Annotated in this window: 19 protein-coding genes; 12 read left to right on the forward strand and 7 right to left on the reverse strand. The window is 63.1% G+C overall.

Annotated features, from left to right (window positions below):
- Nucleotides 1–54: 54 nt before the first annotated feature.
- The gene (locus ACFODV_RS05845) at nt 55–2,457 is read right to left on the reverse strand and encodes a phosphoketolase family protein (protein WP_379756049.1); all 2,403 of its coding nucleotides are present in this window, start codon (nt 2,455–2,457) and stop codon (nt 55–57) included.
- A 191-nt stretch (nt 2,458–2,648) separates the two neighbouring features.
- Here ACFODV_RS05845 and ACFODV_RS05850 point away from each other — a divergent pair, with 191 nt between their 5' ends.
- Both ACFODV_RS05850 and ACFODV_RS05855 read left to right on the forward strand, forming a co-directional pair.
- Complete coding sequence (locus tag ACFODV_RS05850) at nt 2,649–3,263, forward strand: L,D-transpeptidase family protein (protein ID WP_379756052.1); 615 nt, start codon at nt 2,649–2,651, stop codon at nt 3,261–3,263.
- 179 nt (nt 3,264–3,442) lie between these two features.
- On the forward strand, nt 3,443–3,706 hold the full coding sequence (locus tag ACFODV_RS05855; RefSeq protein ID WP_379756055.1) for an Lpp/OprI family alanine-zipper lipoprotein: 264 nt from the start codon (nt 3,443–3,445) through the stop codon (nt 3,704–3,706).
- A gap of 103 nt (nt 3,707–3,809) precedes the next feature.
- Here ACFODV_RS05855 and ACFODV_RS05860 read toward each other — a convergent pair whose 3' ends face one another.
- Together ACFODV_RS05860 and mfd are read right to left on the reverse strand one after the other, a co-directional pair.
- A complete protein-coding gene (locus tag ACFODV_RS05860) occupies nt 3,810–4,835 on the reverse strand; it encodes a L,D-transpeptidase family protein (protein ID WP_379756058.1) in 1,026 nt (341 codons plus the stop codon).
- 195 nt (nt 4,836–5,030) lie between these two features.
- Nucleotides 5,031–8,480, reverse strand: a complete 3,450-nt coding sequence (gene mfd, locus ACFODV_RS05865) for a transcription-repair coupling factor (protein ID WP_379756299.1) — start codon at nt 8,478–8,480, stop codon at nt 5,031–5,033.
- Between the two features lie 187 nt (nt 8,481–8,667).
- Between mfd and ACFODV_RS05870 the strand changes: the two genes are divergently transcribed.
- The 10 genes from ACFODV_RS05870 (at nt 8,668) to sthA (ending at nt 18,856) form a co-directional block, all read left to right on the forward strand.
- Nucleotides 8,668–10,131 carry a glyceraldehyde-3-phosphate dehydrogenase gene (locus ACFODV_RS05870; RefSeq protein WP_379756061.1) on the forward strand — a complete coding sequence of 488 codons (1,464 nt, stop codon included), beginning with the start codon at nt 8,668–8,670 and terminating at the stop codon, nt 10,129–10,131.
- 291 nt (nt 10,132–10,422) lie between these two features.
- Entirely contained in the window at nt 10,423–11,772 is a 1,350-nt protein-coding gene (locus tag ACFODV_RS05875) for a Na(+)-translocating NADH-quinone reductase subunit A (protein ID WP_379756064.1), read from the forward strand.
- Nucleotides 11,773–11,774: 2 nt separating this feature from the next.
- Complete coding sequence (locus tag ACFODV_RS05880) at nt 11,775–12,998, forward strand: NADH:ubiquinone reductase (Na(+)-transporting) subunit B (RefSeq protein WP_379756067.1); 1,224 nt, start codon at nt 11,775–11,777, stop codon at nt 12,996–12,998.
- Nucleotides 12,998–13,813, forward strand: coding sequence for a Na(+)-translocating NADH-quinone reductase subunit C (locus tag ACFODV_RS05885; RefSeq protein ID WP_379756070.1), 816 nt, complete (start codon nt 12,998–13,000; stop codon nt 13,811–13,813). The genes ACFODV_RS05880 and ACFODV_RS05885 overlap by 1 nt, the downstream gene beginning before the upstream one ends.
- A 2-nt stretch (nt 13,814–13,815) precedes the next feature.
- Nucleotides 13,816–14,484: an NADH:ubiquinone reductase (Na(+)-transporting) subunit D gene (locus ACFODV_RS05890; protein WP_379756073.1), complete on the forward strand. Its 669-nt coding sequence runs from the start codon at nt 13,816–13,818 to the stop codon at nt 14,482–14,484.
- Between the two features lies 1 nt (nt 14,485).
- A complete protein-coding gene (gene nqrE / locus ACFODV_RS05895) occupies nt 14,486–15,103 on the forward strand; it encodes an NADH:ubiquinone reductase (Na(+)-transporting) subunit E (RefSeq protein ID WP_379756076.1) in 618 nt (205 codons plus the stop codon).
- 67 nt (nt 15,104–15,170) lie between these two features.
- Nucleotides 15,171–16,403 carry an NADH:ubiquinone reductase (Na(+)-transporting) subunit F gene (nqrF, locus tag ACFODV_RS05900; protein ID WP_379756079.1) on the forward strand — a complete coding sequence of 411 codons (1,233 nt, stop codon included), beginning with the start codon at nt 15,171–15,173 and terminating at the stop codon, nt 16,401–16,403.
- 35 nt (nt 16,404–16,438) lie between these two features.
- Complete coding sequence (locus ACFODV_RS05905) at nt 16,439–17,158, forward strand: hypothetical protein (protein ID WP_379756082.1); 720 nt, start codon at nt 16,439–16,441, stop codon at nt 17,156–17,158.
- Between the two features lie 14 nt (nt 17,159–17,172).
- Nucleotides 17,173–17,427, forward strand: coding sequence for a (Na+)-NQR maturation NqrM (nqrM, locus tag ACFODV_RS05910; RefSeq protein ID WP_379756085.1), 255 nt, complete (start codon nt 17,173–17,175; stop codon nt 17,425–17,427).
- 37 nt (nt 17,428–17,464) lie between these two features.
- Nucleotides 17,465–18,856: a Si-specific NAD(P)(+) transhydrogenase gene (gene sthA, locus ACFODV_RS05915; protein WP_379756088.1), complete on the forward strand. Its 1,392-nt coding sequence runs from the start codon at nt 17,465–17,467 to the stop codon at nt 18,854–18,856.
- 69 nt (nt 18,857–18,925) lie between these two features.
- Here the strand turns inward: sthA and ACFODV_RS05920 are convergent, their stop codons facing one another.
- The 4 genes from ACFODV_RS05920 to holA form a co-directional block, all read right to left on the reverse strand.
- Nucleotides 18,926–19,351 carry a DUF488 domain-containing protein gene (locus ACFODV_RS05920; RefSeq protein ID WP_379756091.1) on the reverse strand — a complete coding sequence of 142 codons (426 nt, stop codon included), beginning with the start codon at nt 19,349–19,351 and terminating at the stop codon, nt 18,926–18,928.
- 2 nt (nt 19,352–19,353) lie between these two features.
- Entirely contained in the window at nt 19,354–20,313 is a 960-nt protein-coding gene (locus ACFODV_RS05925) for a PA2778 family cysteine peptidase (RefSeq protein ID WP_379756094.1), read from the reverse strand.
- 12 nt (nt 20,314–20,325) lie between these two features.
- Nucleotides 20,326–20,721 (reverse strand): PA2779 family protein, encoded by a 396-nt coding sequence (locus tag ACFODV_RS05930; protein WP_379756302.1) that lies wholly within the window; start codon nt 20,719–20,721, stop codon nt 20,326–20,328.
- A gap of 155 nt (nt 20,722–20,876) precedes the next feature.
- Nucleotides 20,877–21,935, reverse strand: a complete 1,059-nt coding sequence (gene holA / locus ACFODV_RS05935) for a DNA polymerase III subunit delta (RefSeq protein ID WP_379756097.1) — start codon at nt 21,933–21,935, stop codon at nt 20,877–20,879.
- Nucleotides 21,936–21,963: the final 28 nt, after the last annotated feature.

Consider the following 21,963-nt stretch of genomic DNA (forward strand, 5'->3'; position numbering starts at 1 on the left):
CATCGAGTGAGGCGCGCGTGCGACCGTTGGCGGCTGCGATCGCTGCGCATAGCATCAGGGGTAGCGCAGCACCTCCGGGTCGCCTTCGCCGGCCAGGGCGTCTCGCTCCGCTGTGCTGAGCAGGGCGTCGAGGTCAAGGCCGGCCACTTCGCTCGCCGCCTCCAGCACATGGGCCCAGGTGGCACGGTTGGCAAACAGCATGGCAAAGGTATCCAGGGTGCCGCCGCGGTTGCGGTAGCCCAGAAAACGCGAATGCACCCCGGTATCTAGCGGGCGCAGAACACCCGATAGCGGCTCCGGGCGGCAGTGCGAGAGAAACACGCGGGCGGACACCTCCGGTACCAGGGTGCTGAGTCGGCACTGGCTGAGGACCGCTGCGGCTTCGCCCTCGTCACGAGCCTCACGCAGCTGGCCCGGCGCCTGGATGATAAAGAGGCTCGTCGCAACACCGGCGCGGGTCAAACGCGCGCGTGCCTGCTCCATCTCCAGGAGCTGGTAGGCACCCACAGCAAACAGCTGTAGTTGCGGTGACTCGTCATGGCGCAGGCAGAGCAGACCATCCTCGGCGAGCCGTGTGGCCTGTTCTGCGTTTAGGGTCACCGGAACCGGATTCTTGGGTACCACCATCACCGCGATACGTCCGCGGCTGACATAGAGCGCGAGCAGGGCGGCGACGGCGCTGGGGGCATCGACCGGGAACAGCGTCGGTGCCATATCGTCCATCTCGCCCAGCCACGCTTCGCAAAGTGTCGGGTCCTGGTGGGACTGCTCGTTCTTGCCGTTCTCCCAGGTGTGGGAGCTGACCAGCACGGGCAGCGAGATCCAGCCGGGGGGTCGGTTTGCCTCGCGACAGTGGCGGGCGAAAATGATGTCCTGGCGCATGGCCCCGAGCATCTTGACGGCAAAAGCCTCGTAGCTGGCCACCAGGTTCAGCCCGTGCTTGTTGGCTAACGCCGCGCTGATCACCGCTTCCTCGTTGAGCGCGGTAATCACTGCCCCGTCCAGCGCCTCTGCCACGCCCTCCTCGGGTTCGGTCACCCGATGCTGCAGGCGATCCAGGGTGTGGTTGAGGCGGTTCGATCGCATCTCGTCGGGGTTGCCGACCCGCACCCGTAGGTTGGGGTTGGCGTCCACCAGCGCCACGAAAGCCTCGTCGATGGCGGCCATGGGCGAGACGGCCTCACCCAGACGCCAGCCGGGCAGCTCGGGAAGGATGGGCAGGTCAGGGTTCGGGTCCGCCAGGGGATGGTCGCGCTCGCGGGTGCGGCCGCTCGCGGCATGATTGTTGAGCGCAGTGATGGCGGCGCGCAGTTCCTCTTCGGGCACGTGTAGCGCTCGTGTGCCTTCGTTGAAGGCAGTGCGGGTGACGGCATCTGCTGAGGGGTTGCCGCCCAGCGGCAGGTTGTGGGCGGCATTGGTGCCTGCCCCGGGGAAGCCGAAGCCCTTGACCGTTTCGGCGATCACATAGGGCAGGCGCAGCGGGTAGCGGCCACGTCCGGCGAGGACCTGCTCGGCCTGGTTGGCCAACTCCGCCTCGGCGGTCAGGATCGCCCAGATGAAGGCGGCGGGGTCGCGGCCGTCGATGGTCAGCGGTGTGAAGCCGTTGAGCACCAGATGGTCCTCGAACCATTTTGTGCCGCCGGACTGGCTCATGGTGGTGCGCTGGTCGATGCGTCGACCGTTGGCGATCATCACCGGCACCACCGGGCCCGAGTCCTCGGCGCGCCACCAGCGCGAGGCCCAGTCGCTGCCGCGCTGCTCCTCGAACGCGCCGTCGCTGAGAAAGGCCACCAGGTGCTGGTTGGGCAGCGGCATGTGCACATACTGCAGCCCGGCGAAGCCAAGATAACCGCCTTCTCCAGTGCCGCCGGCAGTATGGGCATTGATGTGACTGCCCAGCGGTGAAATGGGAAAGCCGTCGGGGTCTACAGCGCAGCGGTAGAAGTCGTTGACCAGCCTCGTCAGGCCGGCGTCATCCAGGGCGTAGCGCTCCGTGTGGGCGGGCCCCATGTTGTCCACCATCACGTTCAGTGCGTCGATGGCCGCCACACAGTGCCCCTGGCCCATCAGCCAGCTGCGGGTCTGTTCGCTCATGGCGTTGGCGGCGAGATACCCCACGTAGGCCGGCACCATGTTGAGGGCGCCGCCAGTATGCCCCTCGGGGTTGGACTTGAAGTCCTCTGGGGCCAGCGGCTCGCCGTCCAGGCGCACACGCCGGGCATAGGTCATGTGGGCAACCAGCCACATACCCATGCAGCTGAGGCGGTCGGCGGCAATCAGACGCTCGAGCCAGGCCCGTTGCTGCGTCGGGTCCTGGGCGTGACGGTCGAGCAGCCCGGCAATGCGCTCCACCGTTAACGGCTCGTGACAGATCACGCCGTAACCTTTGGCCCAGGTGGCGAAGGTCGGGTCGTTGGCGAAGGCGGCGGGTAGAACGGGATGATTCGACCGGGTCATGCGGGATTCCTTGTGCGGACGCGTAAGGCGGAGTAGCCTGCCGTTCATCACAGCCTAGATGCCGGCGCCACTGGCAGCCATGCCCCGGGTCAGCGCTGACGTCTAGTAGAGTTGTTACCTGACAAAAGGGGGGAGGGTGCGCTATAAACGATGACGAGCATTCTAATGGCCTCATGTCGAGTGGTATCCCGATGACCCCCGTTTCTCGCCGCCGCTTTACCCTGATGGCTCTTGGCGCCCCCCTGGCACTGCTCGGCACCCAGCAAGCGTCAGCGACCCTGATCGACACGCTGTTGTCCCGAGCCCATGTGCCTCGCCATGACAACGAGGTATGGGTGCTTGTGGACGACCGCGAGGCGACGCTTACTCTTTATCGCGGCAACCGTCAGTTGGACCATTTTGCCCCGATCTCGCTTGGCCGAGGCGGCGCCAAACCGGCGCGGCTGCGCGGCAGCAACGTGACGCCCCTGGGCGAGTTTCGGGTCAATCGCTTCAATCATGAGAGCGACTGGCACATCTTTATCGGGCTGGATTACCCGACGCCGACCCATGCGCGGATGGCATTGGAGGAGGGTGTTTTCACCCAGCAGGACTACGATGACTACTACGACTACTATCGGCGCCAGGGATATCCGCCCCAGCAGACCATTCTGGGTGGCTTCATTGGCATCCATGGGGTCGGCAAGGGTGATCCCGAGGTCCATCAGCAGTTTCACTGGACCCAGGGATGCGTGGCGGTGACCGATGAGCAGATCGAGCGGCTCGCCTCGCTGATCGGGATTGGCACCCGCGTCGTGATCCGCTAGGCTGTTACTTACGCAAGGGAAGATCAAAGCGATGGACAAGCGCGTTTGTCTATTATAAAACAGCGTTTGACTCCTGTGCCAAGCCGCACAAGTCGCTGAAAGATAGTGTCCTCATGCAGTAAGCCTGACTGTCAGGCAATTACCAACGCAGTACCCAAGGAAGACTCAAGGAGAACACCATGACTCTGAAGACTACTCTGAAGCTGACCGCCGCAGCAGCCTCGCTGGCCATTCTGGCCGGTTGTGCCTCTACTGGCGCGCTGGAAGACGTTCGCATGACCGCTGAGTCAGCACAGGCTGACGCTGCAGAAGCTCGCAGCATCGCCACCCAGGCTCAGAACACCGCGAATCAGGCACAGCGCGACGCTCGTGCGGCAATGCAGATGTCCGAGCAGAACCGCGACGAAATGAACCGCATGTTCCAGCGCTCCATGCAGAAGTAATTCTGCCGGAGTGCCGGCGCTGCCTTCCGGCAGCGATGGTTCTGCAAGACAGGAAAGCCCCGCTAAAGCGGGGCTTTCCTGTTTTTATGCCTCGGCTTGGCGCTTACCGCGTGCTGAGCTCCAGCTCGCCGCCGAACAGGCTCTCCACCTCCGGTGATGGTTCGGTAGGGGTAGGGGCTTCACTGGCGGTGTGCAGCAGCGAAACAATCATGCCATCGGGCTGCTCGACCAGGTCGCGCAGTCTGGCATAGTCCACCGGAGGCTTCTCGTCGCCGAAGGCTCTGGCCACTGTCTCGATGGCATTGAGCAGCGGTTCGAAGCTGCCTTCGTTCTCTTCCAGGGGTGGGAAGGACTGCGCATAGAGGGTGCCATCCGAGGCCCAGCCAGCCTTGAAGGGTTGGTCGATGATGTTGACCTGGGTGCCGCTGGGCACACGCTCATAGAGTGACTCGATGTCTTCCGGAAACATGCGGATGCAGCCGCGGCTGACTCGCATACCCACGCCGTCGGGACGGTTGGTGCCGTGGATCAGGTAGCTGGGGATACCGAGCAGGATGGCGTGGCGGCCCAGCGGGTTGTCTGGGCCGGGTGGCACCACCGAGGGGACCGGCTCGCCTCGGGCGGCGGCTTCCCGACGCATGGAACTCGGCGGCGACCAGGCCGGGTCCTTTACCTTCACGGTGGTGCGAGTCACGCCTACCGGGGTGGCAAAGCCGTCACGGCCCACGCTGATGGGGTAGGTCTCCACGACCCCGGGGGCAGAGTAGTAATAGAGCCGCATTTCCGAGAGGTTGATGACGATGCCCTCGCGCGGCGTGTCTGGCAGAATATGCTGGTCAGGGATCACGACCTCGGTACCCTCGAAGGGTGCCCAGATGCTGACGTCGGGGTTGGCCATGCGGATGGCTTCATAACCCACGTTGTGAGTGCGGCCCAGATCGATCAGGGTGTCGCCCTCCTGGACGGTGACCGTGATGTTCTTGCCGATCACATTGCCGGACTCGGGCAGCGAGAAGTGGCCTCGCTGCCTGTCCTGCTCTTCGGCCTGGGCGCCGGTGGCAATGAGGGCGGTCAGGCCCAGGGTAATGGCGCAACGGGCGGTGTGCCTTGTCAGTGTCGTGATGTTCATCAACGTCATTCTTCTCGTGTGGGGCATCGACCTGAGGGCCAACGTCGACCATCGTTTCGGGTGCCCGGCCATCCTTGCCTGGCGCCATCAGCTATCGGCGGCGATGAATTGCCTGCCCGAGACTATAGAGTGCCCTGAGCCGCGGGGGTTCGCTAGTCCTTGCGAGCCCGCGGGGGCAGATTCCGAAGGGGCGACTTATGCGGCTTCAGCCTTGCGGTTGAGCGTCTCGAGCAGCAGTTCTACGGCCTGAAAGCGGGCTTCCGCGTTGTCCATGGTCGCCTCGAAGCGCAGGGTGTCGGCACCGTCGAGCCGGTAGCGCGAAGGCTCGCGCTGAATAAGCTCCACCAGTGTCAGCGGATCGACTCGGGTGTCGCCGCCAAAGATGACCCGGCCGCGTTCGGATCCCGCCTCAAGCTTGACGATGCCCAGGCGCTCGGCGCGCAGACGCAGCTTGGTCTGGCGCAGCAAGGTCTTGACCGGCGACGGTAGCAGTCCGAAGCGGTCGATCATCTCCACCTGCAACTCCTTGAGCGCCGCTTCGTCGTTGGCGCTTGAGATGCGCTTGTACATGACCAGGCGCTGCTGGACATCATGCAGGTAATCGTCGGGGATCAGGGCCGGAAGACTGAGGCTCACCTCAACGCCCTCATCCAGCGGTGCCTCGATGTTGGGCGTCTTGCCTGCGCGAATCGCCGCCACGGCGCGGTCGAGCATCTGCATGTAGAGACCGTAGCCGATCGCCTCCATCTGGCCGCTCTGCTCTTCACCAAGTAGCTCTCCGGCACCACGAATTTCCATGTCGTGGCTGGCCAAGGTGAAGCCGGCTCCCAATGCATCGGCTCCGGCGATGGCGTCCAGGCGCTTGATGGCGTCCTTCGTCATGGCCCTGGGCGGTGGCGTCAGCAGGTAGGCATAGGCCTGGTGGTGGCTGCGCCCGACCCGTCCACGTAGCTGGTGCAGCTGAGCCAGGCCAAACTTGTCGGCGCGCTCGATCAGGATGGTGTTGGCGCTGGGCACGTCGATGCCGGTCTCGATGATGGTAGAGCAAACCAGTACGTTGAAGCGCTTGTGGTAGAAGTCCGACATGATGCGCTCCAGTGCCCGTTCCGGCAGTTGGCCGTGGGCTACCCCGACGCGTGCATCTGGCACCAGTTCGCGTACCTTCTCTGCCGCGGTCTCGATGGTCTTGACCTCGTTGTGAAGGAAGTAGACCTGACCGCCGCGCAGGATCTCTCGCAGGATCGCCTCCTTGATGATGGGTTCCTCGCGACGTTGCACGAAGGTCTTGACCGACAGGCGCCTCGCCGGGGGGGTGGCGATGATGGAGAGGTCACGGATGCCACTCATCGCCAGGTTGAGGGTGCGCGGGATCGGCGTGGCCGTCATGGTGAGAATGTCCACTTCGGCGCGCAGGTGCTTAAGGCGCTCCTTCTGGGCCACGCCGAAGCGGTGCTCTTCGTCAATGACGAGCAGGCCCATTTTCGGCAGCTTCATCGTCTTCGAAAGAAGTTTGTGGGTACCGATGACGATATCCGCGCGCCCCTCCTCGATCCGGTTCATGGCGGCCGCCTGGCCCTTGCCTGCCGTGAAGCGGGACACCAGGTCGATGTGTACCGCGGTATCGGCGAAACGGTCGCGGAAGTTCTCGAAGTGCTGGCGGGCGAGCAGGGTGGTGGGCACCAGGACCACCACCTGGCGCCCGGAGTGCACGGCCAGGAAGGCGGCGCGCATGGCGACCTCGGTCTTGCCGAAGCCCACGTCGCCGCATACCACCCGATCCATGGGCCGCGGCGCGGTCATGTCGTCGATCACTGCATGGATGGCGGCGCGCTGGTCCGGGGTCTCCTCGAACGGGAAGCCCGCGGCGAAACGGGCGTACTCGGCATCGGGGGGCGCGTAGGCAAAGCCTTCCCGGGCCTCGCGACGGGCATAGATATCGAGAAGTTCGGCGGCGGTGTCGCGGATCTTCTCTGCGGCCTTTTTTCGAGCCTTCTCCCAGTGGTCGGAGCCGAGACGATGCAGCGGGGCGAGCTCATCGTCCGCGCCTGCATAGCGGGAGATCAGGTGCAGGCTTTCCACCGGCACATAGAGACGAGCGCCCTCGGCATATTCCAGGGTCACGAATTCTGCAGCCTGGCCGCCGGCTTCCAGGGTCTCGAGTCCCTTGTAGCGGCCCACGCCGTGAGTCTGGTGGACCACGGGAGAGCCAGGTCGCAGCTCCGAGAGGTGGCGAATGGCTAACTCGTCGGCGTCGGTCGCCTTTTCACGGCGGCGGGTCTGACGCACCACGTCGCCGTAAAGTTCCGATTCGCTGATCACCGCCAGATCGGGTTCGGTAAGCCACAGGCCGGCTTCGAGCTCACCCTCGGTAATCGCCATGGCACTATCAGTGGCGAGGAAGTCGGCGAAATCCGCCACGTGGGGCAGGCTTAGGCGCAGGGGCGCCAGGACCTCTTCCAAAGCCTCGCGGCGACCGCGGGACTCGGCCACAAGCAGCACCCGAGTTTTTGAATGCTGTTCCAGAAAGCGGGTCAGCGCCGCCAGGGGTTCCTTGCCGCGGGCGTTGATGCCTACCTCTGGCGGCGACAGGCTGGCCGGGGTGAGAGCATGGCGATGCTCGGTGTCCTCGGTCAGTTCCACCCGTGAGTGGCGCTTGATGGCGCCGAATACCTCGGCGACCGGCACGAAGGCGCGGTGGGGGGGCAGCAGCGGTCGAGCGGGGTCGACGCCGAGGTTCTCGAAACGGCTCTCGATGGCCGCCCAGTGGTGCTCGGCAGCGCCATGCACGTCGGGCAGCAGAGCGACTCGGGTGCCTTCGGCGAGGTGCTCGAAGAGCGTCGCGGTCTCTTCGAAGAACAAAGGCAGGTACTGCTCCAGACCCGGCGAGGGAATGCCCTTGAGGGCATCCACGTAGAGCGGGCACTGGCGCGGGTCGACGTCAAACAGCGTCTCGAAGCCCTCGCGGAAGCAGGCGATGGCGCTGCGTGAGAGCGAATATTCGTGGGCCGGCAGCAAATCGACGCGCTCGACCTTTTCCTGGCTGCGCTGGGTGTCCGGGTCGAAGCGGCGCAAAGTGTCGATCTCGTCATCGAACAGGTCGATGCGCAGCGGCGCATCCGTGCCCATGGGGAAGAGATCGATAATGGCGCCGCGCAGGGCATACTCACCGGGTTCGAAGACGGTCTCCACCGCCCGGTAGCCGGCCCGGGATAGCGCTTCCCGGAAGCGTTCGCGATCGAGCCGCTGGCCCACCTCCAGGGTGAGTACCCGTCCGGCGATATACTCAACCGGCGGAAGGCGCTGCATCAGGGTGTTGATTGGCACCAGGACGATGCCATGCTCACCGTCCTGCAAACGTCGCAGGGTGCGTAATCGCGCCGAGACGATGTCCTGGTGGGGGGAGAAGCTGTCGTAGGGCAGGGTTTCCCAGTCCGGGAAGGGCAGCACTGGCACCCGGCTGTAGAAGGCGAGCTCACTTTCCAGACGCAGCGCCTGGGCGGTGTCGGCAGTGATCACCAGCAGCGGAGCATCCTCGGACAGGCGGGCCAACGCCAGAGCGGCGGCGCTCCCCTGAGGGGCCTGCCAGTAGAGGGTGTCGCGCACGCCTTCGGGGCGTGGCGGATCCAGCGGCGAGAAATTGGGCATAGTCACGTCGGTCGGCTATCTTCCGAAACGCGCATGATAGCAGATCCAGACGGCTGGCCGGCCGGTTGGTCTTTTGTCGACGTCTTTGTGTAATGCCGCTACAGCGGCTGCGACTATCCTTCGATTGACCCGGGGGGCGGGCTCCGGATAATAGGCATATCTTTTATTACCACCAGCGAGGCCGCACGTGAGTCAGCAACCCACCGATGTCGTCTTCCAGGAATGGCACGACAACCAGGCGCTTGCCGAGCAGATGATCCCGATGATCGGTAGGCTTTACCGTCATAACAACGTGGTCACCACCCTCTACGGGCGGTCGCTCTTTAACCGCAGCGTTATTCGTATCCTGAAAGACCATCGCTACGTGCGGAAGGTCGAGGGGACCGAGCTCTCTGTGCAGGACACCTTCCCGCTGGTTCAGGCCATGGGCGAGCTCAACTTGGCCCCGGCCCACGTTGATGTCGGGAAGCTGGGTGTGGCCTTCAAAAATCAGGGCGGCGGCGACGCCATGGCCTTCCTTCGCCAGGAATTGGCCGAAATCGTCGACAAGTACGATGCCAGCGGCGGCAACGGCGAGTCCAAGGACGTGGTGCTCTACGGCTTCGGGCGTATCGGCCGCATTCTGGCGCGGGTGCTGGTCGAGAAGGCCGGAGGCGGCAACCTGCTCCGCCTGCGTGCCATCGTGGTGCGCGGTCGTGGCGACATCGCCAAGGATCTGGAGAAGCGCGCCAGCCTGCTGCGCCGCGACTCCGTCCACGGGCCCTTCAACGGCACTATCAGTGTCGACGTGGAAGCCCGCACTATCACCGCCAACGGCAACGTCATCCAGGTGATCTATGCAGATTCGCCTGCGGAGATCGACTACACCGACTACGACATCGATAACGCCGTGGTGGTGGATAACACCGGCATCTGGCGTGATGAGGCTGGCCTCGGCCAGCACCTGGCGTGCAAGGGGGTGGCCAAGGCGCTGCTCACAGCACCAGGCAAGGGCGACATCAAGAATATCGTCTTCGGCATCAACCACGATGCCCTGAGCAGCGATGATCGCATCATCTCGGCGGCGTCTTGCACCACCAACGCCATTGTACCGGTGCTCAAGGTGCTCAACGACGAGTTCGGCGTCGAGCATGGCCATGTGGAGACGGTGCACAGCTACACCAACGACCAGAATTTGATCGACAATTACCACAAGGGTGATCGCCGAGGCCGAAGTGCGCCGCTCAACATGGTGCTTACCGAGACCGGCGCCGCCAAGGCGGTAGCCAAGGCACTGCCGGAGTTCGCCGGCAAGCTTACCGGCAACGCCATCCGCGTACCGACCCCGAACGTTTCCATGGCGATACTCAACCTGCGCCTGGAGAAGAACACCGACGCCGATGCCCTCAACGACTTTCTGCGCCACATGTCCCTGGATTCGCCGTTCCAGAAGCAGATCGATTACGTCGACTCCCCTGAAGTGGTTTCCACCGATTTCGTCGGCAATCGTCACGCCGGCATCGTTGATGCCAAGGCGACCATCGCTAACGGTAAGAACGTGGTGCTGTACGTTTGGTACGACAACGAATTCGGCTATAGCTGCCAGGTCGTGCGGATTCTTCAGCACATGTCCAACGTGCACTTCCTAAAGCTACCGCGCGCCAGCGCCTGAGGCTCCTGGCCCAGTGTCAAGACGCAATGACCTGGACCCACGGATGATAGACAAGTAGCCCTGCAGGCTCGGCCCGCAGGGCTCTTACGTTAATGGTTGCTTCGTCTCGGGTGCGCGGTTCATGGCATGTTGCTGCGGCATTTTTGCCCTGCCCCATGCCATGAGTTGCGACCTTCGCTCAGGTGGTCATTTACTTGCCTTGTCTTTATAATGTACGAGATTTTTCGGGGTGGTTCGAGCCAGGCTCGGGCCGGTTCCTCCATCTATCCGATCCATCAACTGGGCGAGACTATGATCGAAGTCAAGAAAGGCCTGGATCTCCCCATCACGGGGGCGCCTGAGCAGCGCATCGAGGATGCGCGGCCGGTGCGTCACGTGGCGGTCCTTGGAACCGACTACGTCGGCATGAAGCCGACCATGGAAGTCAAGGAGGGAGACAAGGTAAAGTTGGGCCAACTGCTCTTTACCGACAAGAAGATCGATGGCGTGCGCTTCACTGCGCCGGCCGCTGGCGAGGTGGTAGCCATTAATCGCGGCGAAAAGCGTCGCCTGCTCTCTGTTGTGATCAAGGTCGATGAGACCGAGGAAGCCGTTGAATTCAAGGCTCATGGGCGTGACAAGCTTGAGGGCCTGGAGCGTCAGGTAGTGGTTGACCAGCTGGTCGATTCAGGCCTCTGGACCGCACTGCGTACTCGTCCTTATTCGCGCACGCCGGACATCGATGGCACCCCGACGGATATCTTTGTCACTGCCGTGGATACCCATCCGCTATGCCCCGATCCCGCAGTGATCATTAATGAGGAGCCCCAGGCCTTCGAAGATGGCCTGAAAGTGCTAGCGCGTTTGACTGAGGGCAAGGTTTACCTGTGTGCCGGCGCTAACGCCCGCCTTCCCGGCGGTGACGTGAAGGGCGTACAGGTCGAGGAGTTCGGCGGCCCGCACCCGGCCGGCCTCGTTGGTACCCACATCCACTTCCTCTCGCCGGTGAATCTGCGCAAGCGCGTCTGGCACATCGGCTACCAGGACGTCATCGCCTTCGGCAAACTATTCGCCGAGGGCAAGCTTGCGATGAGCCGGGTGGTGGCAGTGGGCGGGCCGCGCGCCGAGAAACCGCGATTACTTCGCACTCGCATTGGCGCTAGCACCGAGGAACTGTTGGCCGGCGAAGTGGTCGACCCGGAAGGCACTCGCGTGATCTCCGGTTCGGTCTTTTCCGGCTCCGCTTGTGAGGGCAGTCTGCGCTATCTGGGCCGCTTTCATCAGCAGTTCAGCCTCCTCGAGGAGGGCAATAAGCGTCTCTTCATGGGGTGGTTGTCGCCGGGCAAGGATCGTCATTCGGTGATGGGTATCTACCTGTCAAGAATCACCGGTCTCAAGGACTATGCGCCAACGACGTCTACCAACGGCTCCGAGCGCGCCATGGTGCCTGTTGGCGCCTACGAGACCGTAATGCCGTTGGATATCCTCCCCACGCAGCTGCTGCGTTCGTTGATCGTAGGTGACATCGAGACTGCCATGCAGCTTGGATGTCTGGAGCTGGATGAAGAGGACCTGGCCCTGTGCACGTATGCGTGCCCTGGCAAATACGAATATGGCCCCATCCTGCGTGATAATCTCACCCTGATCGAGAAAGAGGCCTGATCATGCCAATTCGACAGACACTCGATAATCTCGAGCCTCACTTCCACAAGGGGGGCAAGTACGAGAAGTTCTATCCGCTTTTTGAGGCGGTGGATACTATCTTCTACGCTCCCCCCAATGTGGCCAAGACCACCGCACACGTGCGTGATGGCGTTGATCTCAAACGCATCATGATCACCGTGTGGATGTGTACCTTCCCGGCGATGCTCTTTGGCATGTGGAATGCTGGTTGGCAGGCCAACACCGCCATTGATGCCGGCTACGCCTCCATGGGCGGCTGGCGCGAGGCGATCATGATGGTCCTGGCGGGAGGGCATGATCCCGGCAGCCTGTGGGCCAATTTCGTGCTCGGCGCGACCTACTTCCTGCCGATCTACCTGGTGACTTTCGCCGTTGGTGGTTTCTGGGAAGTGCTGTTCGCGGTCAAGCGCGGCCACGAGGTCAACGAAGGCTTCTTCGTCACTTCCGTGCTATACGCGTTGATCCTGCCCGCCACCATCCCGCTGTGGCAGGTGGCACTCGGCATCACCTTTGGCATAGTGATTGGTAAGGAGATTTTCGGCGGTACCGGCAAGAATTTCCTCAACCCGGCGCTGACCGGTCGAGCCTTCCTCTACTTCGCCTATCCGGCGCAGATCTCTGGCGACGCGGTGTGGGTGGCGGCCGATGGCTACTCCGGCGCGACCGCGCTCTCCATCGCCTTCCAGGACGGCATGGCTTCCCTGGCCAGCACTTTCAGCTGGTGGGATGCCTTCCTCGGCTTCGTTCCCGGCTCGGTGGGTGAGACCTCTACTCTGGCGATCCTGATCGGTGCAGTGGTGCTGCTCTGGACCCGTATCGCCTCGTGGCGAATAATGCTCGGGGTGTTTCTCGGCATGGTGGCTACCAGCGCGCTGTTCAACCTGATCGGCTCTGACAGCAACCCGATGTTCGCCATGCCCTGGTACTGGCACCTGGTCGTTGGCGGCTTCGCCTTCGGCATGGTGTTCATGGCCACCGATCCGGTGTCGGCCGCCATGACCAATCAGGGTCGCCTGCTATTCGGCGCGCTGATCGGCCTCATGACCGTGCTGATTCGTGTCGTTAACCCCGCGTTCCCCGAGGGCATCATGCTGGCGATCCTGTTTGCCAACCTGTTCGCCCCGCTGATCGACCACATGTTCGTACAGGCCAACATCAAGCGCCGCATGCAGCGCACCGGTGTGCCGGCCGAGGAGACTGCCTGATGGCACAGAGCAACAACTCCATCAAGAAGATCCTGGGGGTGGCGTTCGCACTTTGTATCGTGTGTTCGGTTATCGTCTCCACCGCCGCGGTGGCACTGCGTCCCATGCAGCAGCTCAACCAGGAACTCGACCGCAAGACCAACGTCCTGCGCGTCGCCAACCTCTACGAGAGCGGCATGGACGTGGAAGCGGCCTTCCGCGAGATCACAGCGCGGGTGGTCGATGCGCGTACCGGTGAGTACACCGATCAGTTCGACCCGGACACTTTCGATCACTTCGAGGCTCGTCGTGATCCGGCCACCGGGCGGACGCTCTCCGGTGATCGCGATATCGCAGGCCTCTCTCGCGTCGAGAACTATGTCACCGTCTATCTGGTTGGTGACCCCGACGACCCCGACCAGATCATCCTGCCCATTCGTGGCCAGGGTCTGTGGGGCCTGATGCGCGGCTACCTCGCTGTCGAAGGTGACGGGAACACCATCGTCGGCATTACCTACTACGAGCACAGCGAGACTCCCGGCCTGGGTGCCGAGGTCAACAATCCGCGCTGGCAGGCCCTGTGGGAAGGCAAGCAGATCTTCGACGAAGAGGGCGATCTGAATCCGGCCATCCGTGTGGTCAAGGGCAGCGGTAGCAATGAGCACGAGGTCGATGGCCTCTCCGGTGCCACCCTGACCGCCAATGGCGTCACCAACATGCTGCAGTTCTGGCTGAGCCCGGAAGGCTTTGGCGAGTACCTGGCCATGTTCCGCAGCGGCGTCGATCAGGATGACGCCCAAGACGCCGACGTCGAACTCGAAGTGGAAGGAGCCTGATCATGGCGGATGCATCTCCGAAAAGCGTCCTCACGGCGCCGATCTTCAAGAACAACCCCATCGCGCTGCAGGTGCTAGGCATCTGCTCCGCCCTGGCGGTAACGACCAGCATGAGCGTGTCGCTGGTCATGACCCTGGCGGTTATCTTCGTCTGTGCCTTTTCGAACCTGTTCGTGTCGCTGATCCGGAATCATATTCCGTCGTCTATCCGCATCATCGTGCAGATGACCATCATCGCCTCGCTGGTGATCGTGGTGGATCAGATTCTCAAGGCTTACGCCTATGAGATGTCCAAGCAGCTCTCGGTGTTTGTGGGTCTGATCATCACCAACTGCATCATCATGGGGCGTGCGGAAGGCTTCGCGATGCAGAACAGCCCGAAGATGTCCTTCATCGACGGCATCGGCAACGGCATCGGCTACGGCTTGATCCTGATGATCGTCGGCTTCTTCCGCGAGCTGTTCGGCTCCGGCAGCGTCTTCGGCTTCACGGTGCTGGAGACCGTGCAGAACGGCGGCTGGTACGTGCCCAACGGCCTGCTGCTGCTACCGCCGTCCGCGTTCTTCATCATCGGCTTGATCATCTGGGTGCTGCGCAGCGTGAACCCGGAGCAGATCGAGGAGAACGAGTTCAAGATGAAGCACAACACCGAACCGAAGGAGGCGGTGTAACATGGAACACTATCTAAGCCTGTTTGTTGCCTCGGTCTTCGTCGAGAACCTGGCCCTGGCATTCTTCCTCGGCATGTGTACCTTCCTGGCGGTATCCAAGAAGGTCTCCGCGGCCTTCGGCCTGGGCATCGCGGTCATCGTGGTGCTGACCATCTCCGTCCCGATCAATAACTTGGTCTTCAGCCTGCTGCTGGCTGAAGGGGCGCTCTCCTGGACCGGCATCAGCGGTGCCGAGAACATCGATCTCTCCTTCCTGGGCCTGCTCAGCTACATCGGCGTTATCGCCGCGCTGGTGCAGATCCTCGAGATGTTTCTCGACAAGTATGTGCCCGTGCTCTACAACGCGCTGGGTGTGTTCCTGCCGCTGATCACCGTGAACTGCGCCATCCTCGGTGGCGTGCTGTTCATGGTCGAGCGTAACTACAACTTCGGTGAGTCCGTGGTCTATGGCTTCGGCTCCGGGGTTGGCTGGGCGCTGGCCATCACGGCCCTGGCAGGCATCCGCGAGAAGCTGAAGTACAGTGACGTTCCCGGCTCCCTGCAGGGCCTGGGCATCACCTTCATCACCGTGGGTCTGATGTCGCTGGGCTTCATGTCCTTCTCTGGCATCCAGCTCTGAGTCAGTTCGTGTTTACCCGGTGGCCTGCCGCCGGGTACCCGACAACCTGAAGCAATAGGAAACCGACATGGTTGAAACATCCGTCATCTTGCTCGGTGTGGTCATGTTCACCGTGATCGTCATCGGTCTGACCCTGGTGATCCTGGCCGCCCGCAGCAAGCTCGTCAGCACCGGGGACGTGACCATCGAGGTCAACGGCGACCCCGAACACACCATGACTACACAGGCCGGCGGCAAGCTGCTCAACACCCTGGCTGCCAACGGCATCTTCCTCTCCTCCGCCTGCGGCGGCGGCGGCTCCTGCGCCCAGTGCAAGTGCCGCGTGGAAGAGGGCGGTGGGGCGATCCTGCCCACCGAGGAGTCCCACTTCACCATGCGCGAGAAAAAGGATGGCTGGCGCCTTTCCTGTCAGGTGCCGGTGAAGCAGGACATGAAGGTCGAGGTGCCCGAGGAGGTCTTCGGCGTCAAACAGTGGGAATGCGAGGTCATCGACAACCCCAACGTCGCCACCTTCATCAAGGAACTCAACCTCAAGCTGCCCGAAGGCGAGAACGTCGACTTTCGTGCCGGCGGCTACGTGCAGCTGGTGGCACCGCCCTACAACATCGCCTTCAAGGATTTCGACATCGAGGAGGAGTATCGGGGTGATTGGGAGAAGTTCGGACTCTTCGACATCTCCCACAAGAATGACGAGGAAGTCATTCGCGCCTATTCCATGGCGAACTACCCCGAAGAAGTGGGCATGCTCAAGTTCAACATTCGCATCGCCACGCCGCCGCCCAACACCGACTATCCGCCGGGCTTGATGTCTACCTACGTCTTCAGCCTGAAGAAGGGTGACAAAATCACCGTGATGGGGCCCTTTGGCGAGTTCTTCGCCAAGGATAGCGATGCAGAGATGGTCTTCATCGGCGGCGGTGCCGGCATGGCGCCCATGCGCAGCCATATCTTCGATCAGCTCAAGCGCCTGCACTCCGATCGCAAGATCACGTTCTGGTATGGCGCGCGCTCCTGGCGCGAGACCTTCTACAACGACGAGTACGACCAGCTGGCCGAGGAGTTCCCGAACTTCGAATGGCACCTGGCGCTCTCCGACCCGCAGCCCGAGGACAACTGGGAAGGCCCCACCGGCTTTATTCACAACGTCCTCTACGAGAACTACCTCAAGGACCATCCGGCACCCGAGGACTGCGAGTACTACATGTGCGGACCGCCCATGATGAACGCCTCGGTGATCAAGCTGCTGCTGGATATGGGTGTTGAACCCGAGAACATCATGCTGGACGACTTCGGCGGGTGATCTCCCTCGCTACGAGGCGACACTCGGGGCTGGCCATGCGGCCAGCCCTCTTTCTGTTCGCCCTGTTGATGCCGCTGGTCCTGGTGGCGGGCTGTCGTCAGCAGGGGGAATGGCACCAGTTGGAGGGCGTGGCCCTCGGTACCGGCTACCACATCACGCTGAATGGCGACCTGGCCGAGGGCGAACCCGCCCTGGTCGAGGCCGCCATCCAGGGTGAACTGGCCAGCCTCGATAGTCAGATCCAGGCCTTCGAGGTCCTGCTGGAGGCCGCCCGGCTACCGCTTCTCGCTGAACTGCCGGTAGGCGTCACCGGCGAGATTCTGCGCGAGCATCTACAGGCCCTGTCGGTGGATCGTCTGTTTCGGGTGTTCGACGATTTCGGTATCGCCCATGCCATGGTTGAGCTCGGGGGAGTGCAGCGTGCCAGCGGGACTTACGGACGTCACCCCTGGCGCGTGCGCCTGCCGCGTAGTGGCCTTGGCGATGCATCGGAGCCGGTTCTGCGCCTTCAGGATGCCGCCCTCGTGACCCGCGCGGCGCCTCGTCCCGCGGGGGTTGATGCACCGACCACGGCCCGTATCCTCGCGGTGAGTGCGGTGGCGTCAAGCGCCGAGGCGGCCGACCGTCTGGCCCGGAGTCTGCTCGCCGCCGCTCCAGATGATACTCTGGAACACCCTGTGCGCCTTGTGGTCCTCACACTACAGGGCCTGGAATCACATACCGGATCTGCCCTCGAGCCGCTGCTCGAGCGCTAAGCGAGGAGAACGACATGACCATCTGGATTATTGCCTTTGCCTTCATGATGCTGATCATGGCCGCCATGGCCGTCGGCGTCATCTTCGGCCGCAAGCCCATCGCCGGTTCCTGCGGCGGCCTCAACCAGCTCGGCCTCAAGGAAGGCTGCGAGGTGTGTGGCGGCAAGGATGAGGTGTGCGAGGAGGAAAACCGCAAGCGCGGCAGCCAGCGTCGTCGCAGTGACGAAAGCAGCGGCGCCGACCTGGGCTATGACGCGACACGGCGCTGATGGGTAAACGCGGACAGACAAGGAGAGCAAACGGCCAATGGCAGTCCATAATTACGACGTGGTGGTGATCGGTACCGGGCCGGCCGGGGAGAGTGCCGCCATCAACGCCGCCAAGCACGGCAAGCGGGTGGCGGTAGTCGAGAAGCAGCCGCTGGTGGGTGGCAACTGTACCCACTGGGGGACGATTCCCTCCAAGGCCCTGCGTCATCAGGTCAAGCAGATCATGCAGTTCAACACCAACCGCATGTTCCGCGATATCGGCGAGCCGCGCTGGTTCTCCTTTCCGAAGGTCATGGAGCGCTCCCGAGCCACCATCGACCAGCAGGTGGTAATGCGCACGAACTTCTATGCCCGCAACCGCATCGATCTTTTCAGCGGCGTGGCCCGCTTCAAGGATGAGCACACCCTGCTGGTGCGCGACAGCGACGAGGGCATGGATGAACTGGTCGCCCAGAAGATCGTTATTGCCACTGGTTCCCGGCCTTATCGCCCGGCGGACATCGACTTCCGCCACCCGCGCATCTACTGCTCCGACACCATTCTCAGCCTCAACCATACGCCGCGGACCCTGCTCATTTTCGGGGCGGGAGTCATCGGCTGTGAATACGCTTCGATCTTCTCCGGGCTGGGCGTCAAGGTCGACCTGATCAACAACCGCGATAGCCTCCTCAGCTTTCTGGATGACGAGATCAGCGACGCGCTCTCCTATCACCTGCGAAAGCACGGCGTGCTGATCCGTCACAACGAGGAGTATGATCGCGTCGAGGGTGACGAGTCGGGGGTCACGGTGTACCTGAAGTCCGGCAAGCGACTGCGCGCCGATGCCTTTCTGTGGGCCAACGGTCGCACTGGCAATACCGATCAGTTGGGTATCGAGAACATCGGCCTGGAGGCCAATGACCGCGGCCAGCTCGCCGTAGATGAACACTACCGGACGGCCATTGCGCACATTCATGCTGCGGGAGATGTGATCGGTTGGCCGAGCCTGGCCAGCGCCGCCTATGACCAGGGCCTCAATGCCTCCAGCGAAATACTTGGCGAGGATTTCCGCTACGTGACCGAAGTGCCTACCGGAATCTACACGATTCCCGAGATCAGCTCCTTCGGTCGCAACGAGCGCGAACTCACCGAGGCCAAGGTACCCTATGAAGTGGCTCAGGCCTTCTTTAAGGACACCGCCCGGGCCCAGATCACCGGTGACACCGTGGGCATGCTCAAGATCCTCTTCGACCAGGATACCCTGGAGATCTATGGTATCCACTGCTTTGGCGATCAGGCCTCCGAGATCGTTCACATCGGCCAGGCGATCATGCAGCAGAAAGGGGAAGCCAACACATTGAAATACTTCGTCAGCACCACCTTCAATTATCCTACCATGGCCGAGGCCTACCGGGTTGCCGCCCAGAATGGGTTGAACCGGGTGTTCTGAAACGTTCTCGCTGCGATATCTTCGCGTTGATCCCCGCGGCTCCAGGCTGCGGGGTTCGACGTTAAAGCGTCACGTTTTTATTGGCAAATGTGCATAGCAGGGCGGCGAGGCGAGCTCGAGGTCGGCCGCATCCTCATCGCGAAGCGCCTTGAGCAGCGCCTCGCGCAGGACAGGAAGGTGGGACTCTTCGATGTTTCGCGCAGCGGTGAGCAGGGTGAGGCGTCTGCGTCGGGCATGGCGCATCAGCGGCACCAGGTGTTCCGGATGGTCGCGCAGTTCGCCGCGATAGCGGACGGCGAACACGAAGTGGCTGATCTCCTGCTGATGGTATTGACGACGGAGAGTAGGGCTTGGGGAGGCGTCACGATACCAGTCTGTCAGCGATAGCGCCTCGCGGGGCTTACCCCTGGGCCATAGTCGGTCCACCAGCACCCGTGCTCCATCCTCGGCCTCGATGGGTAGATAGATGCGCTTGAGTGCGATGTCGTAGGCCATGGCTATCTCTCCTCCAGTGTCTCCAGGGCCTGCCGGGCATGGGGTTGCCAGTGGCCAGGCAGTGCGGCGGCCTGTTCCAGCGCTCTCCTGGCGCCAACTGCGTCGCTCTGATCGCGCCTGGCCAGGCCCAGGTTGAGCCAGGCGACGGCCAGTCCGGGCTGGGCATCCACGGCTCGCTCGAAGGCAGTGATGGCACCCATGGCGTCGCCCGTGGCATGGCGTGCGTTGCCCAGGCCGAAGTGTGCCAGGCCGTTATCCCCGAGGCGCTCGGCCAGGGCGTCCCAGGCGGGCAGGGCAGCCGCGGCTCCCTGGAGCCTCTCGAAGTCGCTGATCGCCTCCATGGCGCGATGGGGCCTCACGTCGGCAGGCAACTCACCGGGGGGCAGGGCAACAAACGCCCAGCGGTCGCTGCGCGCCCAGGTGGCATCGAAGCGGCGAAAGGACTCGACCCGACGCGGCTCCTCGCCGCTGTGCAGGATCAGCTCGTTGCGATCCAGGTCGAAGCCGATAGCTACCGCGTAGTGCCACATGGGCCAGGCGGGCAGCGAGAGGTTCTGCATCACCACCACGGGATGCCCGGCGCCTACCTCGGTGAGCAGGGCGTCGAGGCGGCCCTCGATCACGAAGGGGATGTGGCCATGGCGGCGCACGGTGGCCAGCATCTCGGGCTGAACGCTGCCTTTACGGCTGGGCAGGAAGACCTGGGGAATCAGGGTCTCCACCTCGACGTCGACACCGCCGTCGTTGAGCACCATGGCCAGCGACGCCGGGCCACACTGGTAGTCGCGCTGGGCGTGGAAGGGGACATCGTCGAGCAGAGCCTGGCGGGGCAGACGGTCCTCGGTGGTCTCGGCCAGGCGCGGGGTGCTGGCACAGCCGGCCAGCGTGAGCATCAGCAGCACCAACGCGAGAACGCCCGCAGGGCGGGCGTTCCACGTGTGCCGGAATCGGCGTGATCTCATGAGGCTCCCCGCTTAGCGGGTGAAGGGGAAGACGTTAGTCAGGCCGAGAATGTCGGTGACCAGCAGAATCACGAAGACGGCGAACAGGGCGCCGATCACGCTGGCGCCGGCGGGCAGTTGCTCGAGCTGATCGGCCATCTGGGCCGCTTCGGCGTCGGAGAGTGCCGCTACGCGGGCCTCGACCTCGGCCAGGTCAACGCCCTGTTCGATCAGTTGGTCGCGCACATCATCGCGGGCGAGAATCTCGTGGATTCGCTCGCGGTCGGCCTGGCCATGCTCCGCGTTCAGGGCGGCCTGGGTGGTGATCAGATCGCTGCCTGGCGCGATCGGGGCGGCGGCCACGGAGACACTGCTCAGAACCAGGGCGACAATCATCAGCGGGCTCAGAATACGGTATATCTTCTTCATCATGTCGGTGTTCCTTTTTTTCGAGTGGGCGTCTGTCTTCTTGATAATCCACGCGTCGCTTCCTGGCGATCGGGTGTGACGTCACGATGATACTCACCCAGTATAGGTTAAAATGGGTCGAAATTTCATGCTCTTGGAAATCAAGGGCGGGGTGTTTAACCGATACGATAGGAAGAGGGCAATTCGGCGAGTAGGCCACGGCCACCGGCGAGCGTCAGGGCCAGGTCGTGCAGGCCGTCCTGCACCGGCAGCGCGGCAGCGCCCTTGATGGCCAGGTCGAGGCGCTGGGCGAACAGCAGTAGCTTATGAAGTCGTTTCAACGGCAATCGGCCGATGGCCTGTTGATAGGCGGGGCGGCGCTTCTCGAAGATCGAGGGCTTCTGAGCCTTGCAGGCGTGCTCGAAGCTCTGGCCCTGATCGATGTGCTGGTGCAGCGAGAGCAGGGTGCGCAGCTCCCGGGTCAGGGCCCAGAGTACGATCGGCGGTTCCACGCCCTCGCCGCGAAGGCCGACCATGATCCGCGACACCCGCGCACGTTCCCCCCGGAGACAGGCATCGACCAGGGTGAAGACATCATAGCGGGCGCTGTCCTCGACGCCGCCCGCCACGTCTCTGGGGGAGACGCGGGTGTTTGGCGGCATCAGCAGGGCGAGCTTCTGCAGTTCCTGGTCGGCGGCCAGCAGGTTGCCCTCGGTGCGCTCGCCGAGCAGGCGGGCGGCGTCCATGTCGATGGTCAGGCCGTGACGCTCGGCGCGGTCGCGCAGCCAGAAGCCCAGTCGCGAGGCGTCCACCGGCCACACCGGCACGAAGAGCCCGGCCTTGTCGAGGGCCTGGAACCAGGCGCTCTTCTGCTGGCGGAAGTCCAGCTTGCCCATGGCGAGCAGCAACACATTGTCGTTGCCCTTGAGCTGGTCGGCATAGGCCTTGAGTGCCTTGCCCCCCTCCTGGCCCAGGCTGTTGCCAGTCAGACGCAGCTCGATCAGCTTGGCGCTGGCGAACAGCGACAGGCTGGCCGAAGCCTCATGGAGCCGCCCCCAGGCGAAGTTGCCCTCCACGTGGAGGATCTCACGCTCCTCGATGCCCTTGGCGCGGGCCGCGGCCCGCACGGCGTCGCAGGCCTCGATGTGCTGTAGCGGCTCCTCGCCGGCGACGATCACCACCGGTGGCAGCTTCTTCGCCAGGGCATCGGCGAGCTTGTCGGGGAAGACCTTCAAGAGAGCACCTTCACAAGAGCACCTTCAC

It is taken from the genome of Halomonas tibetensis, assembly GCF_042643535.1.
Classification (GTDB): domain Bacteria; phylum Pseudomonadota; class Gammaproteobacteria; order Pseudomonadales; family Halomonadaceae; genus Halomonas; species Halomonas tibetensis.